An 18,505-nucleotide genomic window follows, 5' to 3' on the forward strand; every position below is an offset into this window, starting at 1 on the left:
AGTTGGTGGAGGTGCTCACTGGTTGTCGCCCTCCTGGTCACGGGCGTCGTGCGACGCAGCGTCGGGCGCGGCCTCTTCGGGCGCGGCGTCAGTCGGCGCACTCTCTTCCGGCGCAGCCTCGTCCGGCGCGCCGTCCTCCGACGCGCTGAGGTGGCCTCTGGCGGCACCGGTCATGGCGGAGCCCAACTCCTCCGGGGTGATGACGGCGGGGTCCGCGTCCGCGACCAGCCGGCCCCGGTACATCACCCGCAGGGTGTCGGACAGCCCGATCAGCTCGTCCAGGTCGGCAGAGATCAGCAGCACCGCCAGGCCCTCGCGGCGCGCCTCGCGGATCTGTTCCCAGATCTGCGCCTGCGCGCCGACGTCGACCCCGCGGGTGGGGTGGGCGGCGATCAGCAGCTTGGGGTGGTGGCTCATCTCGCGGCCGACGATCAGCTTCTGCTGGTTGCCGCCGGAGAGCGAGGACGCGGTGACCTCGATGCCGGGGGTGCGCACGTCGTACTCCGCGACGATGCGCTCGGTGTCCTTGCGGGCGCCGGGGATGTCGAGGAGCTTGCCCTTGCTGTTGGGGCGCTCGGTGACATGGCCGAGGATGCGGTTCTCCCACAGCGGGGATTCCAGCAGCAGGCCGTGGCGGTGGCGGTCCTCGGGGATGTAGCCGATACCGCCCTCGCGCCGGGCGCGGGTGGAGGCGCCGGACAGGTCCGTGCCGTCCAGGGTGACCGTGCCGTGGTCGGGGCGGCGGGTGCCCATGACGGCCTCGACCAGCTCGGCCTGGCCGTTGCCCTCGACACCGGCGACGCCCAGTACCTCGCCCTTGTGGATGGTGAAGGAGATGCCGTCCAGAACGGTGCGGACCACGCCGTCGGAGTCGGTCGCCGACAGGTGTACGTCGCGGACGCGGAGCATCTCCTCGTCGGTGACGGTCGATTCGCGGGTCTCGGGGGACGGCAGTTCGCTGCCGACCATCAGCTCGGCCAGCTGCTTGGGGGTGGTCTTGGACGGCTCCACCGAGGCGACGGTGGTGCCGCGGCGTATGACGGTGATGTCGTCGGCGACCGAGAGCACCTCGCCCAGCTTGTGCGAGATGAAGATGACGGTCAGGCCCTCGGACTTGAGCTCGCGCAGGTTGTCGAAGAGCGCGTCGACCTCCTGCGGGACCAGGACGGCGGTCGGCTCGTCGAGGATCAGGGTGCGGGCGCCGCGGTAGAGGACCTTGAGGATCTCCACCCGCTGGCGGTCGGCGACACCGAGGTCCTCGACCAGGACGTCGGGCCGGATGTTGAGCCCGTACGCGTCCGAGAGTTCCGTTATCTTCGCGCGGGCGCCGGCGCCGATGCCGTGCAGTTTCTCCGCGCCGAGGACGGTGTTCTCCAGGACGGTGAGGTTGTCGGCGAGCATGAAGTGCTGGTGCACCATGCCGATGCCGCGTGCGATGGCGTCGCCCGGGGTGTGCAGGGTGACCTGCTCGCCGCCCAGCGCGATGGTGCCCTCGTCCGGCTTCTGCATGCCGTAGAGGATCTTCATCAGGGTGGACTTGCCGGCACCGTTCTCGCCGCACAGGGCGTGGACGGTACCGCGGCGCACGGTGAGATGGATGTCGTGGTTGGCCACGACGCCGGGGAACCTTTTGGTGATTCCGCGGAGTTCTACAGCGGGGGCGTCCGGGACGGCGGGACCGCTGCTCGTGGATGCTGCGTTGATGGCGCACTCCCCTCGGGGATGACGGAGCCAATAGGACGGAAAGTCAGGGACCGGAAGGTCACAAGGGGGGACGTGGGGCGCGTCCCCGGGGGTCCGGCGCTGCGGCGGCCCCGGGGCGGCGGTGGTCCCGGGCTACGGCGTCTCCTTGACCTTCACCTTGCCCTCGATGATCTTCTTCCGGGCCGCGTCGATCTTCGGCTGGATGTCCTTGATGAATCCGCCCGAGGTGGCGAGCGACACTCCGCTGTGCTTGAGGTCGTAGGAGTGGACGCCGGTCAGCGGCTTCCCGTCCTGTCCGCTCTTGATCAGGTCGAACACGGCCACATCGACGTTCTTCACGACCGAGGTGAGGATCCGGTTCTTGTAGCGGGCCAGGCCCGGCTGCTGGTACTGGTCCGAGTCCACGCCGATCGCCCAGGCGCCCTTGACCTTGCTGATCGCCTCGATGGCCCCGGCGCCCGACTGACCGGCCGCCGAGTAGATCACGTCGATACCGCTGTCGAGCATGCCGGCGGCCTTGGCCTTGGCGGCGGCCGGGTCGTTGAACCCCTTGTCGTTATTGGGGTACAGGTACTGCGAGGTGACCTTGGCCTTCGGGTCGGTGTCGCGGACACCCTGCTCGTATCCGGCCTGGAACTTCTGGATCAGCGCGTTGTTCACGCCACCGATGAAGCCCACCTTGTGGTTCTTGCTCTTCAGCGCGGCCGCGACCCCGGCCAGATACGAGCCCTCGTGCTCGGCGAAGACCATCGCGTCGACGTTCTTGCCCTCCGGCACGGCGTCCACGACACCGAAGGTGGTGGCGGGGAAGTCCTTGGCCACGTTCTGCACGGCCTGGCTGTAGGCGAAGCCGACGCCGATGACCGGGTTGTATCCGGCCTCGGCGAAGGAGGTGAGGCGCTGCTCGCGGTCCGCCTCGGTCTCGCCGTTCTTGGCGGTGAGCATCTTGACGTTGACGCCCAGCTTCTTGGTCGCGTTGTCCGCACCACGGGCGGCCGCTTCGTTGAACGAGTGGTCGTCCCGGCCGCCGATGTCGAAGGCCAACCCGACCCCCGCGTCTTTGGCGCGGTTGGCCTCGGCAAAGCTCTGACCGCACGCAGTGGCGGTGAGCGCGAGGCCCGCGGTAGCGGTGGCCGCGGCGGCAATCCTGATGACCCGACGCACGGGGCCTTCCCTTCGCTCTAAGCGCCCCCATTGGCGCTGGCTTGTCGGGAGATTAACGCGCGTAGACCTGGCGCAAAACCCTCCACTGCGTGGACGTTATCGATTCGAGGCGTAGGGGGCCGGAACGAAACACGTGGGGGCGAGCTGCGCGGCCCGTCCAGGCGAGCTGCCGGAACGGGCCGATATCTGCGCTTTGCGGAATTGGTCCGCTTTACGGGGTGAGACCGGGGGCGCGATCCCGGGCATCCCCGGTCGTCCCGCGGCGCGGCGCCGCCCGGACCCACCGCGATCAGTCCGCTAGGTCCCCGTCGAGAAGCACCGCGCCGGTGAACAGCTCCACCCCCACCTTGATCGCCTGCTCATCCACGTCGAAGTCGCCGCGGTGCAGGTCGCGGTGGGTGGGGTCGGTGGGTGGGTGGACGCCGAGGCGGGCCATGGCGCCGGGGACGTGTTCGAGGTACCAGGAGAAGTCTTCGCCGCCTAGGGACTGTTCGGTGTCCTCGATGGCGCCTTCGCCGCGGCGGGCGGCCATGGCGGAGTGCAGCAGTTGGACGGTGACCGGCTCGTTGACCACCGGGGGCACTCCGCGGACGTAGGTGATCTGTGGCTTCGCGCCGTGCAGGGCGGCGACCTCGTCGATGGCCGCGTGCACCAGGTCCGGGGCCTGGCGCCAGGCGTCGAGATCCAGACAGCGGACCGTACCGGAGAGTTCGGCGTGCTGCGGGATGACGTTGCAGGCGTGGCCGGACGCCAGCCGGCCCCAGGTGACGGCCAGACCGGCGCGGGCGTCGACCCGGCGGGCCAGCAGTGCCGGTACGTCCAGGGCGACCCGGGAGGCGGCGGTGACCATGTCGGTGGTCAGGTGCGGGCGGGCGGTGTGGCCGCCGGGGCCGTCCAGCTCGACCTCAAGACGGTCGCAGGCCGAGGTGATCGCTCCCGTACGGAGCCCGATCCGGCCGGCGTCGACGCGCGGGTCGCAGTGGACGGCGAGGATGCGGCCGACGCCGTCCAGAGCGCCGGATTCGATCGCGTCGGAGGCGCCGCCGGGCAGTACCTCCTCGGCGGGCTGGAAGAGCAGCCGTACGGGGCGCGGCAGGGCGCCGGTGCGGGCCAGCTCGGCCAGCACCAGACCGGCGCCGAGGACGACGACGGTGTGCACGTCATGGCCGCAGGCGTGGGCGCGGCCGGTGACCGTGGAGGCGTAGTCGACGGTCTTGGTGTCCGGGATGGGCAGCGCGTCGATGTCCGCGCGCAGTGCCAGCAGGGGGCGGTCGGGGGCGGCCGCGACGGCCCGTCCGTCGGCGGTGGCATCCCGTGTGCCGATGTCACAGACCAGGCCGGTGCCGGTGGCCAGTACCCGGGGGCGCAGACCGGCCCGCTCCAGCCGCTCCTTGATCGCCGCGGTGGTCCGGAACTCCTGGTTGCCGAGTTCCGGGTGCCGGTGCAAGTCGCGCCGGAAGGCGCTGAGTTCGGCGCGCAGCGCCTCGGGAAGGGCGCCGGGGAGCTGGTCCCCGGCGGGGGTACGGGCGGCGCTGACCTCTCGGGACATCACGTGGTTCACCCGTGGAAGGTTACGGGTCTTACGGGGGCAACTGTCCTTCGATCAACAAAAGTTCAGCCCGTTAGGGGAAGAAAATCTAGGCCGCTCGGCGCATGGACGGTTTATGCGACGGGTATGCAGTAGGGCTTCCCGCGCAGCGCGGCGCCGGTCCTCAGCCGGCCGCCATCCGCTGGGTGAACGGCAGTCGCTGCACGTCGCGGGCGGTGCCGGTGACTCCGTCCAGGAAACCCTGGGCCCGCGGTGAGGCGTTGGCCGTCAGCCACTCCGGATCGATGTCACAGACCGCGACCTTGACCTCCGTCCCCAGCAGCGCCAGCGGCAGGGTGTGCACCACGGTGGAGGGGAAGCTGACGATCAGCCGTCCGATGGGCCCGCGCCGGGCGATGAGTTCGAGCGGCAGATCGGGCCGGACGACCTCCAGTCCGGTCTCGTTCACCAGTTGGCGCAGCTTTTCGGTGCTCTCCTTGCGGTGCGCGAAGTAGCGGGTGGCGCCGTGCGTACGGGCCAGGGCGGAGACCGCCGCCAGATAGCGCTCGCAGTCCACGACTCCGGTCTCCACCAGCGAGGTGCCGACGATATCGGCGGCGCGGGTGAGCCGGGGCGGGCCGAAGCGGCCCCGGGTCCAGGCGAACTCGTTGGTGGTGACCTCGACGCCCGGCGGCGCCTCGACGGGCATCGAGCTGAACAGGCCGACGGTGCGCCGCCCGCCCTCGGGGGCCGGGGTGAGCCGGCGCCGGGCGGTGGCCGAGAACGGCGCGAAGAGCAGGTCCCGCGCGCCGCGCCCGCTGCCGTTGCGGTGCCAGCGCACCAGCTGTTCCCCGCGGGCGAGTTGGGAGATGAACTCCATGGTGGCGGTGCCGTCGTCGACCACGACCAGATCGCGCGCCCTGGCGAGGGAGAGCAGCAGCTGGACGTAGCGGGAGAACGGGTCGCCGATGACGACGCGGCGGGCCCGGCGCAGCAGCGGGGTGAGGCCGCCGATGGTGCGTACCGGTGCGGTCGGGCCGCCGCGGGCCTCCTCCCAGCGCACCGTATGGCCTTCGTCGCGGGCGAGTTCGGCCATCCGCCGCAGCTGGCCGCGGGTCATCGGATCGTGCGGGGAGAGCACGACGACGGTGAGCCCGGTGGCCTGTGCCGTGTGCGCCCATTCCAGGACGTTCAGCAGCTGCACCGGGCTCTCGACGAACGCGAGGGTGCCGGTGTCCCGGGCGTCCGCACCCGGCTCGCCGGAGCGTGCGGTCCGGTAGCGCTGCCGGGGCACCCCCCGGAGACGACGGGCGGGAGGACCCGCCGTCTCCGGGGGCGGAACCTCGGCGCCGGGCGTGCCGGCCACGGCGCGGGTCCCTTCAGGTGAGCTCACCATGGCTCCCGTCGGTTCGTCGGCCGGGCGGTCAGACGGAGGCCGGCTCGGCGGCCTCGGCCTCGGCCTCGGCGACCACGCCGGTGACGCGGCGCAGCTTCTTCATCGGGCCGAGCTCGCTCTCGTAGACCTTCTTGACGCCGTCACCGAGGGACTCCTCGATGGTGCGGATGTCGCGGACCAGGCGGGACAGGCCGCCGGGCTCGACGGAGGCGGCCTGGTCGGAGCCCCACATCGCGCGGTCGAGGGTGATGTGGCGCTCGACGAAGGTGGCGCCGAGGGCGACCGCGGCGAGGGTGGTCTGCAGACCGGTCTCGTGGCCGCTGTAGCCGATCGGGACGTTGGGGTACTCGTCCTGCAGGGTGTTGATCATGCGCAGGTTGAGCTCCTCGGCCTTGGCCGGGTAGGTGCTGGTGGCGTGGCAGAGCAGGATGTTCTCGCTGCCCAGGACCTCGACGGCGTGCCGGATCTGCTTCGGGGTGGACATGCCCGTCGAGAGGATGACGGTGCGGCCGGTGGCGCGCATGGCGCGCAGCAGGTCGTCGTCGGTGAGCGAGGCGGAGGCGACCTTGTAGCAGGGCACGTCGAACTTCTCCAGGAAGGCGACGGACTCGACGTCCCACGGGGAGGCGAACCAGGCGATGCCGCGCTTCTTGCAGTACTCGTCGATGGCGCGGTAGCCGTCCTCGTCGAACTCCACACGGTGGCGGTAGTCGATGTAGGTCATCCGGCCCCAGGGGGTGTCGCGCTCGATGTCCCACTGGTCGCGCGGGGTGCAGATCTCCGGGGTCCGCTTCTGGAACTTGACGGCGTCGCAGCCGGCGTCGGCGGCGGCGTCGATCAGCGCGAAGGCGTTCTCCAGGTCGCCGTTGTGGTTGATGCCGATCTCACCGGTGACGTAGACGGGGCGGCCGGGGCCGGCCTCGCGGGAGCCGAGGGTGCGGAGGCGGGAGTTGCTGCTCATGGGGAGGTTCCTTCGCATTGATAAGGGGGTGTGCGGGGGTGGGATCTGGGTGGGTTACAGGGACGGGCCCAGGAGCCAGCCGGCGATCTCGCGGATCGCGCCGCTGCCTCCGGGCGTCGCGGTGACGGCGCGGGCCGCGCCGCGCACCACGTCGTGCGCCCCGGCGACGGCCACCGGCCAGCCGACGAGGTCGAAGCACGGGAGGTCGTTGACGTCGTTGCCGACGTAGAGCACGCGCTCGGGCGCGATGCCCGCTTCCTCGCACCACTGCTTGAGGGCGAGGTCCTTGCGGTCGATGCCGTGCAGGACGGGCACCTGCAGCTTGCGGGCCCGTGCGGCGACGACCGGGTTGGTCTCCGAGGACAGGATCAGCAGCTTCAGCTCCGCCCTGCGCAGGGCGGCGATGCCGAGGCCGTCGCCGCGGTGCACCGCGACGATCTCCCGTCCGTCGGCGTCGATCAGCACCCGGTCGTCCGTCTGGGTGCCGTCGAAGTCGAGGACGACGGCGTCGATGTCGTCGAGCGCCGGAAGGGTGCCGGGACGCGAGGCGTCCAGCAGCGGCGCCAGGGCGCGGGCGCGGGCCAGATCGTGCGGATCGTCGATCTCCAGCACCCGGGCCGGGTCGGTGCGCACGAGTTCGGTGCGGCCGAAGAACCGGTGGCCGGCGGCGCGGAAGCCGGCCGCGTCCATGCCGTAGGCGGCGCCGGTCTCCAGCAGGTCCTGGGGGCGGTCCTGGCGGCGCGGCCGGAAGGACTTGTCGTGGTTGACGCCGTGGCCGCCGGCGGCCGCCTCGGTGACCTCCGGTTCGGCGTCCCGCCAGACGAAGCCGTGGAACGGCGCCACGGTCAGCGCGCTGTCCGCGCCGCCCTCGACGACCGCGGCGGCCACTCCGTCGATGTCCTCGCGGACGATGAACGGGCTGGTGCACTGGACCAGCAGCACCGCGTCGACCGACGCGCCCTGCTCGGCCTCGTAGGCGTCCAGGGCGTGCAGGACGGCGGCCTCGCTGGTGGCGGTGTCGCCCGCGATGTCGCCGGGACGCCGCACGACGACCGCGCCGGCGCCGCGGGCCGCGGCGGCGATCCCGGCGTCGTCGGTGGAGACCACGACATCGGTGACCAGGCGCGCGGCGCGGCATTCCCGGACCGCGCGGGCCACCAGGGGCACTCCCCCGACGGCGGCGAGGTTCTTGGCGGGCACGCCCTTCGATCCGCCGCGGGCGGGTATGACGGCCACCACGGTCGGCGGGCTGCTCTGCGGGTTCGGCGGCATATCGGGCTCCTTCCGGGAGCTGGCCTGGGTGGTCACAGCTGCCCCCAGCGGCGGATGGCGGGGGCGACGCGCTGGACGCCGTGCCGGTAGGCGCCGCGGGCGGCCTCGCGGACCGTCTCGCGGGCGACCCGGCGCAGTCCGCCGGTCTCCTCGGGGGCCTCCGCATGGCCGGCGAGCGGTTCGCCGTGCGGGTCCAGGCCGTGCCGGGCGAGGATGCCGGGGAGGTAGCCGGGGGCGGTGCGGGGTGTGTAGTACGGGGTGATCGGGGGCAGCCGGTCGGCGGTGCGCAGCGCGGTGACCCGGTCGCGGGCGGCGTCGAAGGCCCGCTCGTAGTCCCCGTCGGCGGCGACGCCCTGCCGCGCCAGCCAGTCCGCGTCCGGCTCCGGGCGGTGGCCCGCGTCCAGCTCGTCCCAGGAGGCCAGGCAGCCGGAGCCGAGGAAGTGGTGGTTGCCGAGGACCTCGCGGATGCCGAGGTCGGTGAGGACGGCGGTGGGGATGCCGCGGTGCAGCGATTCCAGGGCGGCGGTCGAGCTGACCGTCACCATCAGGTCGGTGCGGTCCAGGACCTCGCCCATGTTGCCGTACACCAGGCGGCAGTTGGCGGGGAGTCCGCCGGGGGCCTTGGCGGCGAGCTTCTGGTAGGGCAGTTCCTCGATATGGGTGGTGTGCTCGCCCGGCTTGCTGCGGAGCTTGATCAGCACCTCCCGGTCCGGGTGCCGGCGGGCGTGCTCGACCGCTCTGCGCAGCAGGTAGGTGCGGTCGGCGCGGCTCTCCGGGACGGACGGCTGGGCGGCGAACACCACGGTGTACGGGGTGTGCGTGCCGGTGTAGGGCGCGCCGCCGAGGAACGGCAGGGCGCACTCCACGACGCTGCCGTCGTCGGCGCTGACCCCGCGGTACACCTCGCGGAAGCGGTCCGCGTCGTGCCGGGAGTTGGCGAGGACGACATCCGCGCCGTGCCGCAGCAGCAGCCCGTCGGCGAGCTTCTCGTAGACGACACCGACATAGCCGGTGACGACGACGGGGCGGGCGGCGGCACCGCGCCAGGCGTGGGCGAGGCCGTGCAGCATCGCTTGCACCGCTCCGCCTACGCAGGCCAGCACGATGACGTCATACCGCGTACGGTCGACGGACCGGACGAAGTCGATACCCCTGATTTCGCGCAGCGAGTCCGCACGGGCGCCGACCTCGTCGAGCTGGCGGACCGTGGGAGTGGCGCGGCCGCGGAGAAGGTAGCCGTCGAGCCGGATGTCCGGTTGGATTCGGTACGCTGTCAAAGCGCCCCATTTCCACCGGGTATCCGAGTCGGCGAGTACGGCGACCCGCGGCGAAGAGTTGGTACGTGATGGCACGTCCCAGACGCTAGGAAGGCATTCCGTTCGACGGGCCAACTGGGTCGCAACAAAGGGTTAACAGCGGGTCGACGAATGGCGAACCGGCTCAATGGGCGCCCTGGTTAACCATCCCGCCATTCTTCGTTCACCTTGAGGTCCGCACCCGGTAAAGACGAATGCCGCCTGCGCGCCTAGCGTCATGAGGGTGGTTAAGCTCTCCGTCATCGTGCCGTTCTACAACGTGCAGACATACGCGCCCGACACCCTGAAAAGCCTGGCGGCCAATGCCCGCGAGGACTTTGAATTCCTGCTCGTCGACGACTGTTCGCGCGACGAGACCCCGGAGATTCTCGCGCGCGCCGAGCGCGAGCTGCCGGGCGCCAGACTGCTGCGGCACAGCCAGAACGGCGGCCTGGCCACCGCGCGCAACACCGGCCTGGACGAGGCCCGCGGCGAATACGTCACCTTCCTGGACGGCGACGACTGGCTCGCCCCCGGCTACTACTCCGAACTCCTCTCCACCATCGAGGAGTTGGGATGTGACTTCGTCCGTACGGACCATGTCCAGTGCACCGCCCGCGCGCGCACCGTCCACCGGGTTCCGCACGGCCGGCGCGGGGTGGTGATGGACCCGCGCGAGGTGATTCTGCCCGCCGACCGCTCCACCTCCGTCGACTACGCGTACGCCTGGGCCGGGATGTACCACCGGCGGCTGCTGGACGACGGGGTACTGCATTTCCGGGACGGACTGCGCACCGCGGAGGACCGCCCGTGGATCTGGCGGCTGCACCGCGAGGCGAAGTCCATGGCGGTGGTCGGACTGCTCGGCGTTTTCTACCGGCGCGGTGTGTCCTCTTCCCTGACCCAGATCGGGGATGTGCGGCAATTGGACTTCATTCGCGCCTTCGATCAGGTGATCGAGGAAACCGCACAGGACCGCAATGCCGATCTTCTGCTGCCGAAGGCGGTGCGCACGTATTGCGCGATCATTGCCCATCACCTCGGTTCGATCGAACGGTTCGAACCGCAGGTCGCCCGTAAATTGCGAACAATGAGCGCCGCGGCCATGAAACGCATGCCGCAGGACGTACTGAAGGAAGCCCTGGATTCCATGGATGTGCAGCGCGCGTCCCGGCTGCGGCGGCTGCGCCGTCGCCCTGTCCCGGCGGAGGTCGCCGCCTGATGTCCACCCGACCGCGTACCCAGATCTTCATGGCGTCCACGCTCTACGGCGCGGCGACCCTCGCCGCGGCGCTGGACGCCGACTGCTTCGCCCCGGCCGAGCGCCGGCTGCTGCTGATCAGCAACAACGCGACGACGCCGGAGACCAGCGCGTCCCTGGACACCATGCCCGGCTTCGAGCGGCTGCGCGGCCGCTTCGACCGGGTGCTGTCGTGGAACGAGACGATCAGCCCGTTCCATCCGGGCGGCTGGTCGCCGCGCTCGGACGATGTCCCGCTGTGGGAGCGGCATCTGCGGCTGCTGTGGGGCCTGGGCGATGACCGCGTCGAGCTGGTCGTGGAGTCCATCCAGGTCAACCCGGCGCTGGCGCTCGCCCAGCTGTTCCCCGACGCGTCGATCGAGGTCTACGCGGACGGCCTGATGAGCTACGGCCCCACCCGCAACAAGCTCGATCCGCTGATCGGCACCCGGATCAGCCGGCTGCTGCATCTGGACCTGGTGCCGGGCCTGACGCCGCTGCTGCTCACCGAGTTCGATGTCGCGCCGCAGACCGTACCGACCGACGCCTTCACCAAGGTGCTGGCCGAACTCTCCGACGCCAGTGGCGAGGTGGCGGTCCCGGAGGGCGGTGCGCTGCTCCTCGGCCAGTACCTCTCCGCGCTGGGCATCCTCACTCCGGAGGAGGAAGAGGATCTGCATGTGCGGATGGTGCGCGGCGCCGTCGAGCGCGGCCACCGCGAGATCGTCTTCAAGCCGCATCCGTCCGCGCCGGCCCGCTGGTCGCGGCTGCTGGAGCGGGAGGCCGAGGAGCTGGACATCACGCTGACCGTGCTGGACAGCCCGGTGCTGGCCGAGGTGCTCTACCAGCGGATGCGGCCCGCGCTGGTCGTCGGCTGCTTCTCCACCGCACTGCTGACGGCCGCCACCTTCTACGGGCTGCCGACGGCGCGGACCGGCACCGGGCTGCTGCTGGAGCGGCTCACGCCGTATCAGAACAGCAACCGGATGCCGGTCACGATCGTGGACGCGCTGGTGCCCGACCTGGGTGACCTCAGCGAGCACCCGCGGGCCTACGCCACCGCCGAGAGCATCGAGGGCCTGGTCACCGCGGTCGGCTATGCGATGCAGCACCAGATCTATCCGGAGCTGCGGCCGTCCGCCGAGCGCTATCTGGCGGCGCATCTCGACACGTTCACCCGGCGCTACTTCAAGCGCCGCCGGCTGACCGCGCTGGCGCTGCCCGGGGCGATCCCGTCGCAGCTGTCGTTCATTCCGCGCAATGCCACCGTCCGCCGGGTCGCGCGCCGGGCGCGTTCGGTGCAGCGGCGGCTGAAGAAGCGGGCCGCGTTCGGATGAGCGCCCCTCAGCTGACGGCCGGCCCACCGCCGGCCGCGCCGGATCTCGCCCTCACGGCACCCCAGCCCGCAATACAGGGGCGCAGCCGCACCGGTTCCTCGCGGCTGCGCGCCCTCGACGGGCTGCGGCTGCTCGCCGCCCTGATGGTCGCCGCGTACCACTTCGGGGGGCGCGACGGCGAGATAAGCCAGGCCTGGGGCGGTTCGCCCGCCGACCAATTCCCCACCGCCGCCCCGCTGTTCGCCTACGGCTGCCTGGGCGTCCAGATCTTCTTCGTGATCAGCGGCTTCGTGATCTGCCTCAGTGGCTGGGGGCGGACCCTGCGGGCCTTCGTCGCCTCGCGCATCTCCCGTCTCTATCCGGCCTATTGGGCCGCGATCCTGCTGGTCACCGCGGTCTTCGCACTCCCTTGGGTCGCCTACAAGGCACTGCCGCCCAGCGAAGTCCTCACCAACCTGACCATGCTGCAACAGCCGTTGGGCGTGGACCGGGTGCTCGGCGTGTGCTGGACCCTCTGGGCGGAGATGCGCTTCTACGCCCTCTTCGCGCTCTGCGTCATCCTGCCCGGCGCCACCCGCGGCCGTGTGGTGCTCTTCTGCGCCGGCTGGACCCTGGCCGCCGCACTCGCCCAGACCGCCCATGAGCCCCTCCTCGACACCGTGCTGATGCCCGAATACGCCCCGTACTTCATCGGCGGCATCGGCCTGTACCTCCTCCACCGCTACGGCGCCCGCGACCCGATCGCCTGGGCGATAGTCCTGGTCAGCTGGCTCATCGGCCAGCACTACGCGGTCGAGCGCCTCTGGCACTCCGCGTCCGTCGACGCGTTCTCCTACCGCTCAACAACAGGCATCATCGCCGTCATCACCCTCGGCTTCGCCCTGGTCGCCGCAGTCGCCCTGGGCAAACTCCACTGGGCGAACTGGCGCTGGCTCACCGTCGCAGGCGCCCTGACCTACCCCTTCTACCTCGTCCACGAACACCTGGGCTGGGTCGCGGTACGCGCCCTGCACCACAGCCTCGGCCTGCCCTCGTACGCGACGCTGATCCTTACCGTGGGGCTGATGCTGCTGCTCGCGTGGGTACTGCACCGGTTTGTGGAACGGCCGTTGACGCCGGTCTTGAAGCGGGCGATCGATCCACGGCGGTGAGTCGGGGGATCCTTGGCGGCGGGCTCGGGCCCGCCCTCGTACCGCCCCGCCCCCGTCGCAGGTTGGCGACGGGGGCGGGGAAAGGCGATGTCGGCAACCACCCTCATCCGCATCCCTTGTCGCCCGAAGACGCGGCGGTCCGGCGCGACCTGGCGCTCCCACCTGGCCACTCAGGGAGATGGCAACTCCCACCTGCCCACACCCCGTGATACTCACTGTCACAGCAGGCTGAAGACGTCGCGCCGGGCAAGCCGCCGGATGGTCACCCCCGCCTCAACCCCGTACTTCCGGCCCGGCCGTGGCCTCGATCCCCGCGACGATGATGCGTAGTCCGGCCTCGAAGGCCCGCTCCAGGTCGCCGAACATCTCGCGGCCGGCCAGCGCTGCGAGTGGATAGTCCGGTCCGATCCGCCGTTCGCGCTCGGGCTGGTCGTAGGCCGGGTCGCGGATCTCGCGGTGGCCGGGCACCGGGTGGACCGACTGGTCCTCGATCACCACGCCCACGGTGAAGTTGTACGCGGTCCACCAGGCGCGCGCGGCCGCGTCCAGGGTGAAGCCCGCCTCCGTCAGGCAGGTCATCAGGGAGTTGAGCGGGCCTACGGCGGTGCCGTCGGTCATCCGGGTGCCGCTGAAGACCTTGCCGCCGTCGCGGTAGGCGAGCAGCTCGCGGCGGACCGTGCGGCAGCTGTCGCGGAGCATCTCCTGCCAGGGGCCGGCCTGCGGGCGCGCACCGGACCCGCCCCCCTCCAGACGCCCGGCCATCCGCCGGACCATCTCGGTGGCCATCTCGTCCAGCAGTTCCTGCTTGTTCTTGAAGTGCCAGTACAGCGCGGGGGCCTGGACGTTCAGCTCCTTGGCGATGCCTCGCAGGGTGAGTCCGTCGAGGCCCACCTCGTTCAGCAGCCGCAGTGCGGTGTCCACGACCTGCTTCCGGTCGATGCGCGAAACCATGTTGACAACTTAACACCGTTAAGCCCATCCTCGGGACATGGAACTTAACAACGTTAAGGAAACCTTTGGCGCCACCCTGCCCGACGACGGCACGGCGGTCGACGTACTGATCGCCGGTGCGGGCCCGACCGGCATCGCCCTGGCCATCGACCTCACCCGCCGCGGTCTGCGCACTCTGCTCGTCGAGCGGCAGGAGCACCTCTCGCCCGGCGCCCGCGGCACCGGCGTACAGCCGCGCACCCAGGAGGTCTACGACGACCTCGGGGTGCTGGACGCGGCCTTCGCGGTCGGCGGCCTCTATCCGGAGACCGCCCGCTGGGAGAACGGCGCGATCGCCGACGTCACCCAGATGATCGAGCGGGTCGACCCGACGCCCGACAATCCGTACTCCAACGGCCTGATGGTGCCCCAGTTCCGCAATCTGGAGGTCCTGTACGCGCGGCTGCGGCAGCTCGGCGGGGAGGTGCTCTTCCGCACCGAACTCACCGCGTTCGACCAGGATTCCGCCGGTGTGACGGCCCGTCTGCGCCATGCCGACGGGGCGGAGCGCACCGTACGCGGCGCCTATCTGGTCGCCACCGACGGCGGACGCAGCACCGTGCGCCGCGCGCTGGGCCTGAAGATGAGCGGCCCGGAGCTGGAACCGGTCGCCGTACTGCTCGCGGACGTCCGGGTCGACGGCCTGGACCGCGACCACTGGCATCGCTGGGAGTCGCCGACCGGCGGGTTCGCGAGCCTTCTCCCGCTGGCCGGCACCGAATACTTCCAGACCATGATCGCGGGATTCGACGGCACGCCGGACACCTCACCCGAAACGGTCCGTGCCGAACTCGCGGCGCACACCCACCTCGACGCCGCACAGATCGGCGAGGTCCTGTGGTCCTCCCTCTTCCGCCCCAGGGCCGGCCTGGTCGACAGCTATCGCACCGGCCGGGTATTCCTGGCCGGCGACGCCGCGCACATCCACTCACCGGCGGGCGGCCAGGGCCTCAACACCAGTGTCCAGGACGCCTACAACCTCGGCTGGAAGCTCGGCCTGGTGCTGCGGCACGGCGCCCCCGACAGCCTCCTCGACACCTACGGGACCGAGCGCCGCCCGATCGCCGAGAGCATCCTCGACACCAGCACCCGACTGCACCGCTCCCGCACCCTGGAGCGCGGCCGGGACCTGCACCAGCTCGGTATCGGCTACCCCGAGAGCCCACTGACGCGGGAGCTGCGTACGGACGTCCCCGAGGGCGCGCCCCGCGCGGGCGACCGCGCCCCCGAGGCCCCGTGCACCACGGCCGACGGCACGCCCACCCGGCTCTTCGACGCCTTCCGCGGCCCGCACTTCACCGTGCTCGACCTGGGCGGGACCGGCGTCGACGCCGATGCCCTGCCCGCCGATCCGGCCCTGCTGCGCGTCGTCCGCGTCGGCGGCCCGGCCCCGGACCTGATCGACACCGACGGCCATATCCGCAACGCCTACGGCAGCGCCCCGGCCGTCCTCCTCATCCGCCCCGACGGATACCTCGCCCTGGCCGCGCCGCCCGAGGACGCGACGGCACAGGTGGCCGCGGCGCTGGGGGCGTACCTCGGCGCGGGCGCGGGCGCGGACGCTGGCGCGGGTGCGGTACCGGCGGCCTGCTGAACCCACCGGGCGGGGCGAGAGGAGCGACCGCCGGTCACACCTCCGCCCCCGCAGCAGCCAGCAGCGCCTCCGCTTCCTCGCGGGCCTGACCGATCGGGTCAGGAAAAACATCCAACCCATGGGCGACCAGCGCCCCTTCATGCAGAAGCATCAGCCCCCGCCCCACCCGGTCCGCCCGGCCAGGAGCCGCGGCCCCGGCCAGATCGGTGAACAGCCCGAGCATCCACTGCTTCTGCGCGGTGATGATCGCGTACCCGGGATGGGCCGGATCGCTGATCTCGGCATGGGCGTTGACCATGCTGCACCCCCTGCCGCTGCGCTCGGCCGACCAGGCGCGCGAGGCGTCGAAGACGGCCAGGATCCGCGCCGCGGGCGACGGCCCCGCGGCATCGAGATACGGCGCCAGAAAGGCCCGCCAGCGTTCATCGCGGTCCGCGAGGTACTCCACGACGATCTGCTCCTTGGAGCCGAACCGGTCGTAGAGGGTCTTCTTCGTCACCCCGGCCTCGGCCGCGATCAGATCCACCCCGACGGCATGGATGCCGCGCTCGTAGAACAGCCGCTCGGCAGCCGTGAGGGCGCGGCGCGCGGCGGGCGTCATGGCGACCCGGCCGTGCGTCTGCGAAGTAGCTGCCCGCGGAGGACGTGCCTGCGAAATACCCATGCCAAAAAGTATACCGATCTGTATAGTGAAAGGGGAGGTAGACAGATCGGTCTACTGAACCGGGCAACTGAAAGGGACGGCATGCGCTTCCTGCTCTCGGCGGCCTTCGTGGTCTGCTGGAGCTCCGGCTTCATCGGGGCCAAGCTCGGCGCGGACAGCGCGCCCGCTGCCACGCTCCTGATGTGGCGGTTCCTGCCGCTCGCCGCCGTCCTCGCCCTGGTGGCGGCCACCGCCGCCCGCGCCTCGTGGCGGGACCTGACCGCACGGGACATGGCCCGGCAGACCGCCATCGGCGCACTCTCCCAGAGCGGCTATCTGTTCACCGTCTATTACGCGATCCAGCTCGGGGTCTCCAGCGGCACCACGGCCCTGATCGACGGCACCCAGCCCCTGGTGGCCGGGGCTCTCGCCGGACCGCTGCTGCGCCAGTACGTCTCCCGGCGGCAGTGGCTCGGGCTGTGCCTGGGCCTGGGCGGGGTCGCCCTGGTCACCACGGCCGATGCGGCGGCCGGCACGGACGTGCGCTGGTGGGCCTATCTCGTCCCGTTCCTCGGGATGTCCTCGCTGGTGGCGGCCACCTTCCTGGAGGGCCGCTCGCGCACCCGGGTCGCGCCCTCGGTGTCGATGACCGTCCACTGCGCCACCAGCGCCGTCCTCTTCACCGCCCTCGCCGCCGCCACCGGCACCCTACGGCCGCCCGCCGCGCCCTCGTTCTGGGTCGCGGTCTGCTGGCTGGTGGTGCTGTCGACCTTCGGCGGATACGGGCTGTACTGGCTGATCCTCCGGCGCTTCGGCGCCACCGAGGTGAACACCCTGATGTTCCTGATGGCACCGGTCACCGCGCTGTGGGGCACCGCCATGTTCGGCGAACCGTTCGGCCCGCAGACCGCCGCCGGACTGGCAATCGGCCTCGCGGCGGTCGCCCTCGTACGCCGCGGCGCGACACCCACGGCAACGAGCCGTACCGGCAACCCGCCCATACGCACACGAGGCCGCACCGGCGCTCCCACCGGTGCGGCCTCGTGCCGGGGAACGGGCGCCTGAGGTGGTGGGCGGCGCCGGCCGGCGTGCCGACGCCGCCCACCACCGGCGGGTACCAGGTCAGAGCTCTTTGAGCAGCCGGATCTTCATGGACGTAGGGAGGCGCGGGTAAAGGCTCATCAGATGCCGCATGGCCCCCGTTTCACCCTTCTCGCGCTTCACTTGGCGCGCCTCCTCGATCGCCTCGGCACGGAAGTTCTCGTACGTGCGGAACCTTCGGTAGAACCAGTCACGCCGTCGCTTGTGGTGGTTGTAGACCTGGCCCGCCCCGAACGGGACGAAGGAGATCAGAAAGAGGGCTTGCGTGAGCGCATCACCATGCCCATTGACCGCGAGCGCCACCGACACGCAAACGCCACCGACCCCCAGAAAAATCAGCAGTGCCGCCAAGGGATGTACGCGCATCGGCTCGCGCCCGCTCACGCCGTGCCCTTGGGCCAGTGGCCAATGGGGGGGCCGGGGAAATCTTGGGCGCTCTTGGCCTGCCCCTTGATGCGGTTCAGTTCCTCAACCTGGGTTCCCAGGGCTGCGAGCGCTGCCATGACCGCTGCGCCTACGCCCGCAGCGGTGAACCCTGCTGCATCCGCGAAGACCAGGGCAGCGGCGGGAGCACCGACCCCGGTCATCAGCGCGCCGATAGCTGCAACCGTACCGATGACAGCCTTGGCCAGGAGCGCTCCCAGCGCAGCGTAGAACACGAGCCCGGTGCTGGCGCAGATCGTGCAGGACAAGGACACCTGGTCCGCGATGCTCCCGATCCGCCCTGCAGCCGAGGACTGTCCCCGCACCGAGTCCAGGTAGAGGGTTGCCGCATCCCCTTTCCAACGACGGGGAGCCTGCAGGGCCTTCCAGTCCGTCTGCCCCTGCACAGCCGATGCGGGGGTCTGAATCCTGTCAACCCATTCAGACGAAATTTTATAAAGCGCAATGGGAGCCGCCGCAGCCTTCAGTGCATCCTCAATCTTGTCGATCACCCATTTCGCGAGTTCCCTCAACTTCTCGGCGATCCACATGAGGGCATCAGCTATTTTCTGTGGCATGTACCACGCATCGCCCGCCTTCTGTGCCGTCGGAACGAGTTCCTCTTTCTTTTGTGACAGCTTGTTCACGCCGGACTTCAGCTCGCTGGTCAGAGCCTGATACTGCGAAAGATTGAAGGTAGTCATGC

The 18,505-nt window shown here is 70.8% G+C and carries 16 protein-coding genes; 5 read left to right on the forward strand and 11 right to left on the reverse strand.

Translation table 11 applies throughout. The features are described 5' to 3' along the window. Positions 1-15: 15 nt before the first annotated feature. The 7 genes from STRTU_RS12960 to STRTU_RS12990 form a co-directional block, all read right to left on the reverse strand. Positions 16-1,614, reverse strand: coding sequence for an ABC transporter ATP-binding protein (locus STRTU_RS12960; protein WP_159743682.1), 1,599 nt, complete (start codon positions 1,612-1,614; stop codon positions 16-18). Between the two features lie 222 nt (positions 1,615-1,836). Then, positions 1,837-2,868 (reverse strand): BMP family lipoprotein, encoded by a 1,032-nt coding sequence (locus STRTU_RS12965; RefSeq protein WP_159743683.1) that lies wholly within the window; start codon positions 2,866-2,868, stop codon positions 1,837-1,839. 289 nt (positions 2,869-3,157) lie between these two features. Then, positions 3,158-4,417 (reverse strand): amidohydrolase, encoded by a 1,260-nt coding sequence (locus STRTU_RS12970; protein WP_159746890.1) that lies wholly within the window; start codon positions 4,415-4,417, stop codon positions 3,158-3,160. Between the two features lie 163 nt (positions 4,418-4,580). Next, on the reverse strand, positions 4,581-5,792 hold the full coding sequence (locus STRTU_RS12975) for a hypothetical protein (RefSeq protein WP_159743684.1): 1,212 nt from the start codon (positions 5,790-5,792) through the stop codon (positions 4,581-4,583). 28 nt (positions 5,793-5,820) lie between these two features. Further along, on the reverse strand, positions 5,821-6,753 hold the full coding sequence (locus tag STRTU_RS12980) for an N-acetylneuraminate synthase family protein (protein ID WP_159743685.1): 933 nt from the start codon (positions 6,751-6,753) through the stop codon (positions 5,821-5,823). 54 nt (positions 6,754-6,807) lie between these two features. Further along, positions 6,808-8,025: an acylneuraminate cytidylyltransferase gene (locus tag STRTU_RS12985; protein WP_159743686.1), complete on the reverse strand. Its 1,218-nt coding sequence runs from the start codon at positions 8,023-8,025 to the stop codon at positions 6,808-6,810. 32 nt (positions 8,026-8,057) lie between these two features. Continuing rightward, positions 8,058-9,377, reverse strand: coding sequence for a DUF6716 putative glycosyltransferase (locus STRTU_RS12990; RefSeq protein ID WP_159743687.1), 1,320 nt, complete (start codon positions 9,375-9,377; stop codon positions 8,058-8,060). A 187-nt stretch (positions 9,378-9,564) separates the two neighbouring features. Here STRTU_RS12990 and STRTU_RS12995 point away from each other — a divergent pair, with 187 nt between their 5' ends. From STRTU_RS12995 to STRTU_RS13005, 3 genes are read left to right on the forward strand one after another with little or no spacing between them, the layout of a single operon-like run. Next, a complete protein-coding gene (locus STRTU_RS12995; protein ID WP_159743688.1) occupies positions 9,565-10,542 on the forward strand; it encodes a glycosyltransferase family 2 protein in 978 nt (325 codons plus the stop codon). Continuing rightward, positions 10,542-11,897 carry a polysialyltransferase family glycosyltransferase gene (locus STRTU_RS13000; RefSeq protein ID WP_159743689.1) on the forward strand — a complete coding sequence of 452 codons (1,356 nt, stop codon included), beginning with the start codon at positions 10,542-10,544 and terminating at the stop codon, positions 11,895-11,897. Before STRTU_RS12995 ends, STRTU_RS13000 begins: the two co-directional genes overlap by 1 nt. After that, positions 11,894-13,048, forward strand: a complete 1,155-nt coding sequence (locus STRTU_RS13005; RefSeq protein WP_159743690.1) for an acyltransferase family protein — start codon at positions 11,894-11,896, stop codon at positions 13,046-13,048. The genes STRTU_RS13000 and STRTU_RS13005 overlap by 4 nt, the downstream gene beginning before the upstream one ends. A 273-nt stretch (positions 13,049-13,321) precedes the next feature. Here STRTU_RS13005 and STRTU_RS13010 read toward each other — a convergent pair whose 3' ends face one another. Beyond that, a complete protein-coding gene (locus STRTU_RS13010) occupies positions 13,322-13,999 on the reverse strand; it encodes a TetR/AcrR family transcriptional regulator C-terminal domain-containing protein (protein ID WP_159743691.1) in 678 nt (225 codons plus the stop codon). A 37-nt stretch (positions 14,000-14,036) separates the two neighbouring features. Here STRTU_RS13010 and STRTU_RS13015 point away from each other — a divergent pair, with 37 nt between their 5' ends. After that, a complete protein-coding gene (locus STRTU_RS13015; protein ID WP_246240429.1) occupies positions 14,037-15,632 on the forward strand; it encodes an FAD-dependent monooxygenase in 1,596 nt (531 codons plus the stop codon). 34 nt (positions 15,633-15,666) lie between these two features. On the opposite strand, the gene STRTU_RS13020 is transcribed toward STRTU_RS13015, so the two are convergent. Beyond that, positions 15,667-16,233 (reverse strand): TetR/AcrR family transcriptional regulator, encoded by a 567-nt coding sequence (locus STRTU_RS13020; protein WP_159746892.1) that lies wholly within the window; start codon positions 16,231-16,233, stop codon positions 15,667-15,669. Positions 16,234-16,377: 144 nt separating this feature from the next. On the opposite strand from STRTU_RS13020, the gene STRTU_RS13025 reads away from it, so the two are divergent. Then, positions 16,378-17,340, forward strand: a complete 963-nt coding sequence (locus tag STRTU_RS13025; protein WP_159743692.1) for a DMT family transporter — start codon at positions 16,378-16,380, stop codon at positions 17,338-17,340. Between the two features lie 57 nt (positions 17,341-17,397). On the opposite strand, the gene STRTU_RS13030 is transcribed toward STRTU_RS13025, so the two are convergent. Further along, positions 17,398-17,760, reverse strand: a complete 363-nt coding sequence (locus STRTU_RS13030) for a hypothetical protein (RefSeq protein WP_159743693.1) — start codon at positions 17,758-17,760, stop codon at positions 17,398-17,400. Next, the gene (locus STRTU_RS13035) at positions 17,757-18,503 is read right to left on the reverse strand and encodes a hypothetical protein (protein ID WP_159743694.1); all 747 of its coding nucleotides are present in this window, start codon (positions 18,501-18,503) and stop codon (positions 17,757-17,759) included. The genes STRTU_RS13030 and STRTU_RS13035 overlap by 4 nt, the downstream gene beginning before the upstream one ends. Between the last annotated feature and the right edge of the window lie 2 nt (positions 18,504-18,505).

The organism is Streptomyces tubercidicus, assembly GCF_027497495.1.
Classification (GTDB): Bacteria; Actinomycetota; Actinomycetes; order Streptomycetales; family Streptomycetaceae; genus Streptomyces; species Streptomyces tubercidicus.

Coding starts and splice junctions, on each gene's coding strand:
- STRTU_RS12970 (WP_159746890.1), bottom strand. CDS start 4,417: ATGTCCCGAGAGGTCAGCGCCGCCCGTACCCCCGCCGGGGACCAGCTC.
- STRTU_RS12975 (WP_159743684.1), bottom strand. CDS start 5,792: ATGGTGAGCTCACCTGAAGGGACCCGCGCCGTGGCCGGCACGCCCGGC.
- STRTU_RS12980 (WP_159743685.1), bottom strand. CDS start 6,753: ATGAGCAGCAACTCCCGCCTCCGCACCCTCGGCTCCCGCGAGGCCGGC.
- STRTU_RS12985 (WP_159743686.1), bottom strand. CDS start 8,025: ATGCCGCCGAACCCGCAGAGCAGCCCGCCGACCGTGGTGGCCGTCATA.
- STRTU_RS13000 (WP_159743689.1), top strand. CDS start 10,542: ATGTCCACCCGACCGCGTACCCAGATCTTCATGGCGTCCACGCTCTAC.
- STRTU_RS13005 (WP_159743690.1), top strand. CDS start 11,894: ATGAGCGCCCCTCAGCTGACGGCCGGCCCACCGCCGGCCGCGCCGGAT.
- STRTU_RS13010 (WP_159743691.1), bottom strand. CDS start 13,999: ATGGTTTCGCGCATCGACCGGAAGCAGGTCGTGGACACCGCACTGCGG.
- STRTU_RS13015 (WP_246240429.1), top strand. CDS start 14,037: ATGGAACTTAACAACGTTAAGGAAACCTTTGGCGCCACCCTGCCCGAC.
- STRTU_RS13020 (WP_159746892.1), bottom strand. CDS start 16,233: ATGACGCCCGCCGCGCGCCGCGCCCTCACGGCTGCCGAGCGGCTGTTC.
- STRTU_RS13025 (WP_159743692.1), top strand. CDS start 16,378: ATGCGCTTCCTGCTCTCGGCGGCCTTCGTGGTCTGCTGGAGCTCCGGC.
- STRTU_RS13035 (WP_159743694.1), bottom strand. CDS start 18,503: ATGACTACCTTCAATCTTTCGCAGTATCAGGCTCTGACCAGCGAGCTG.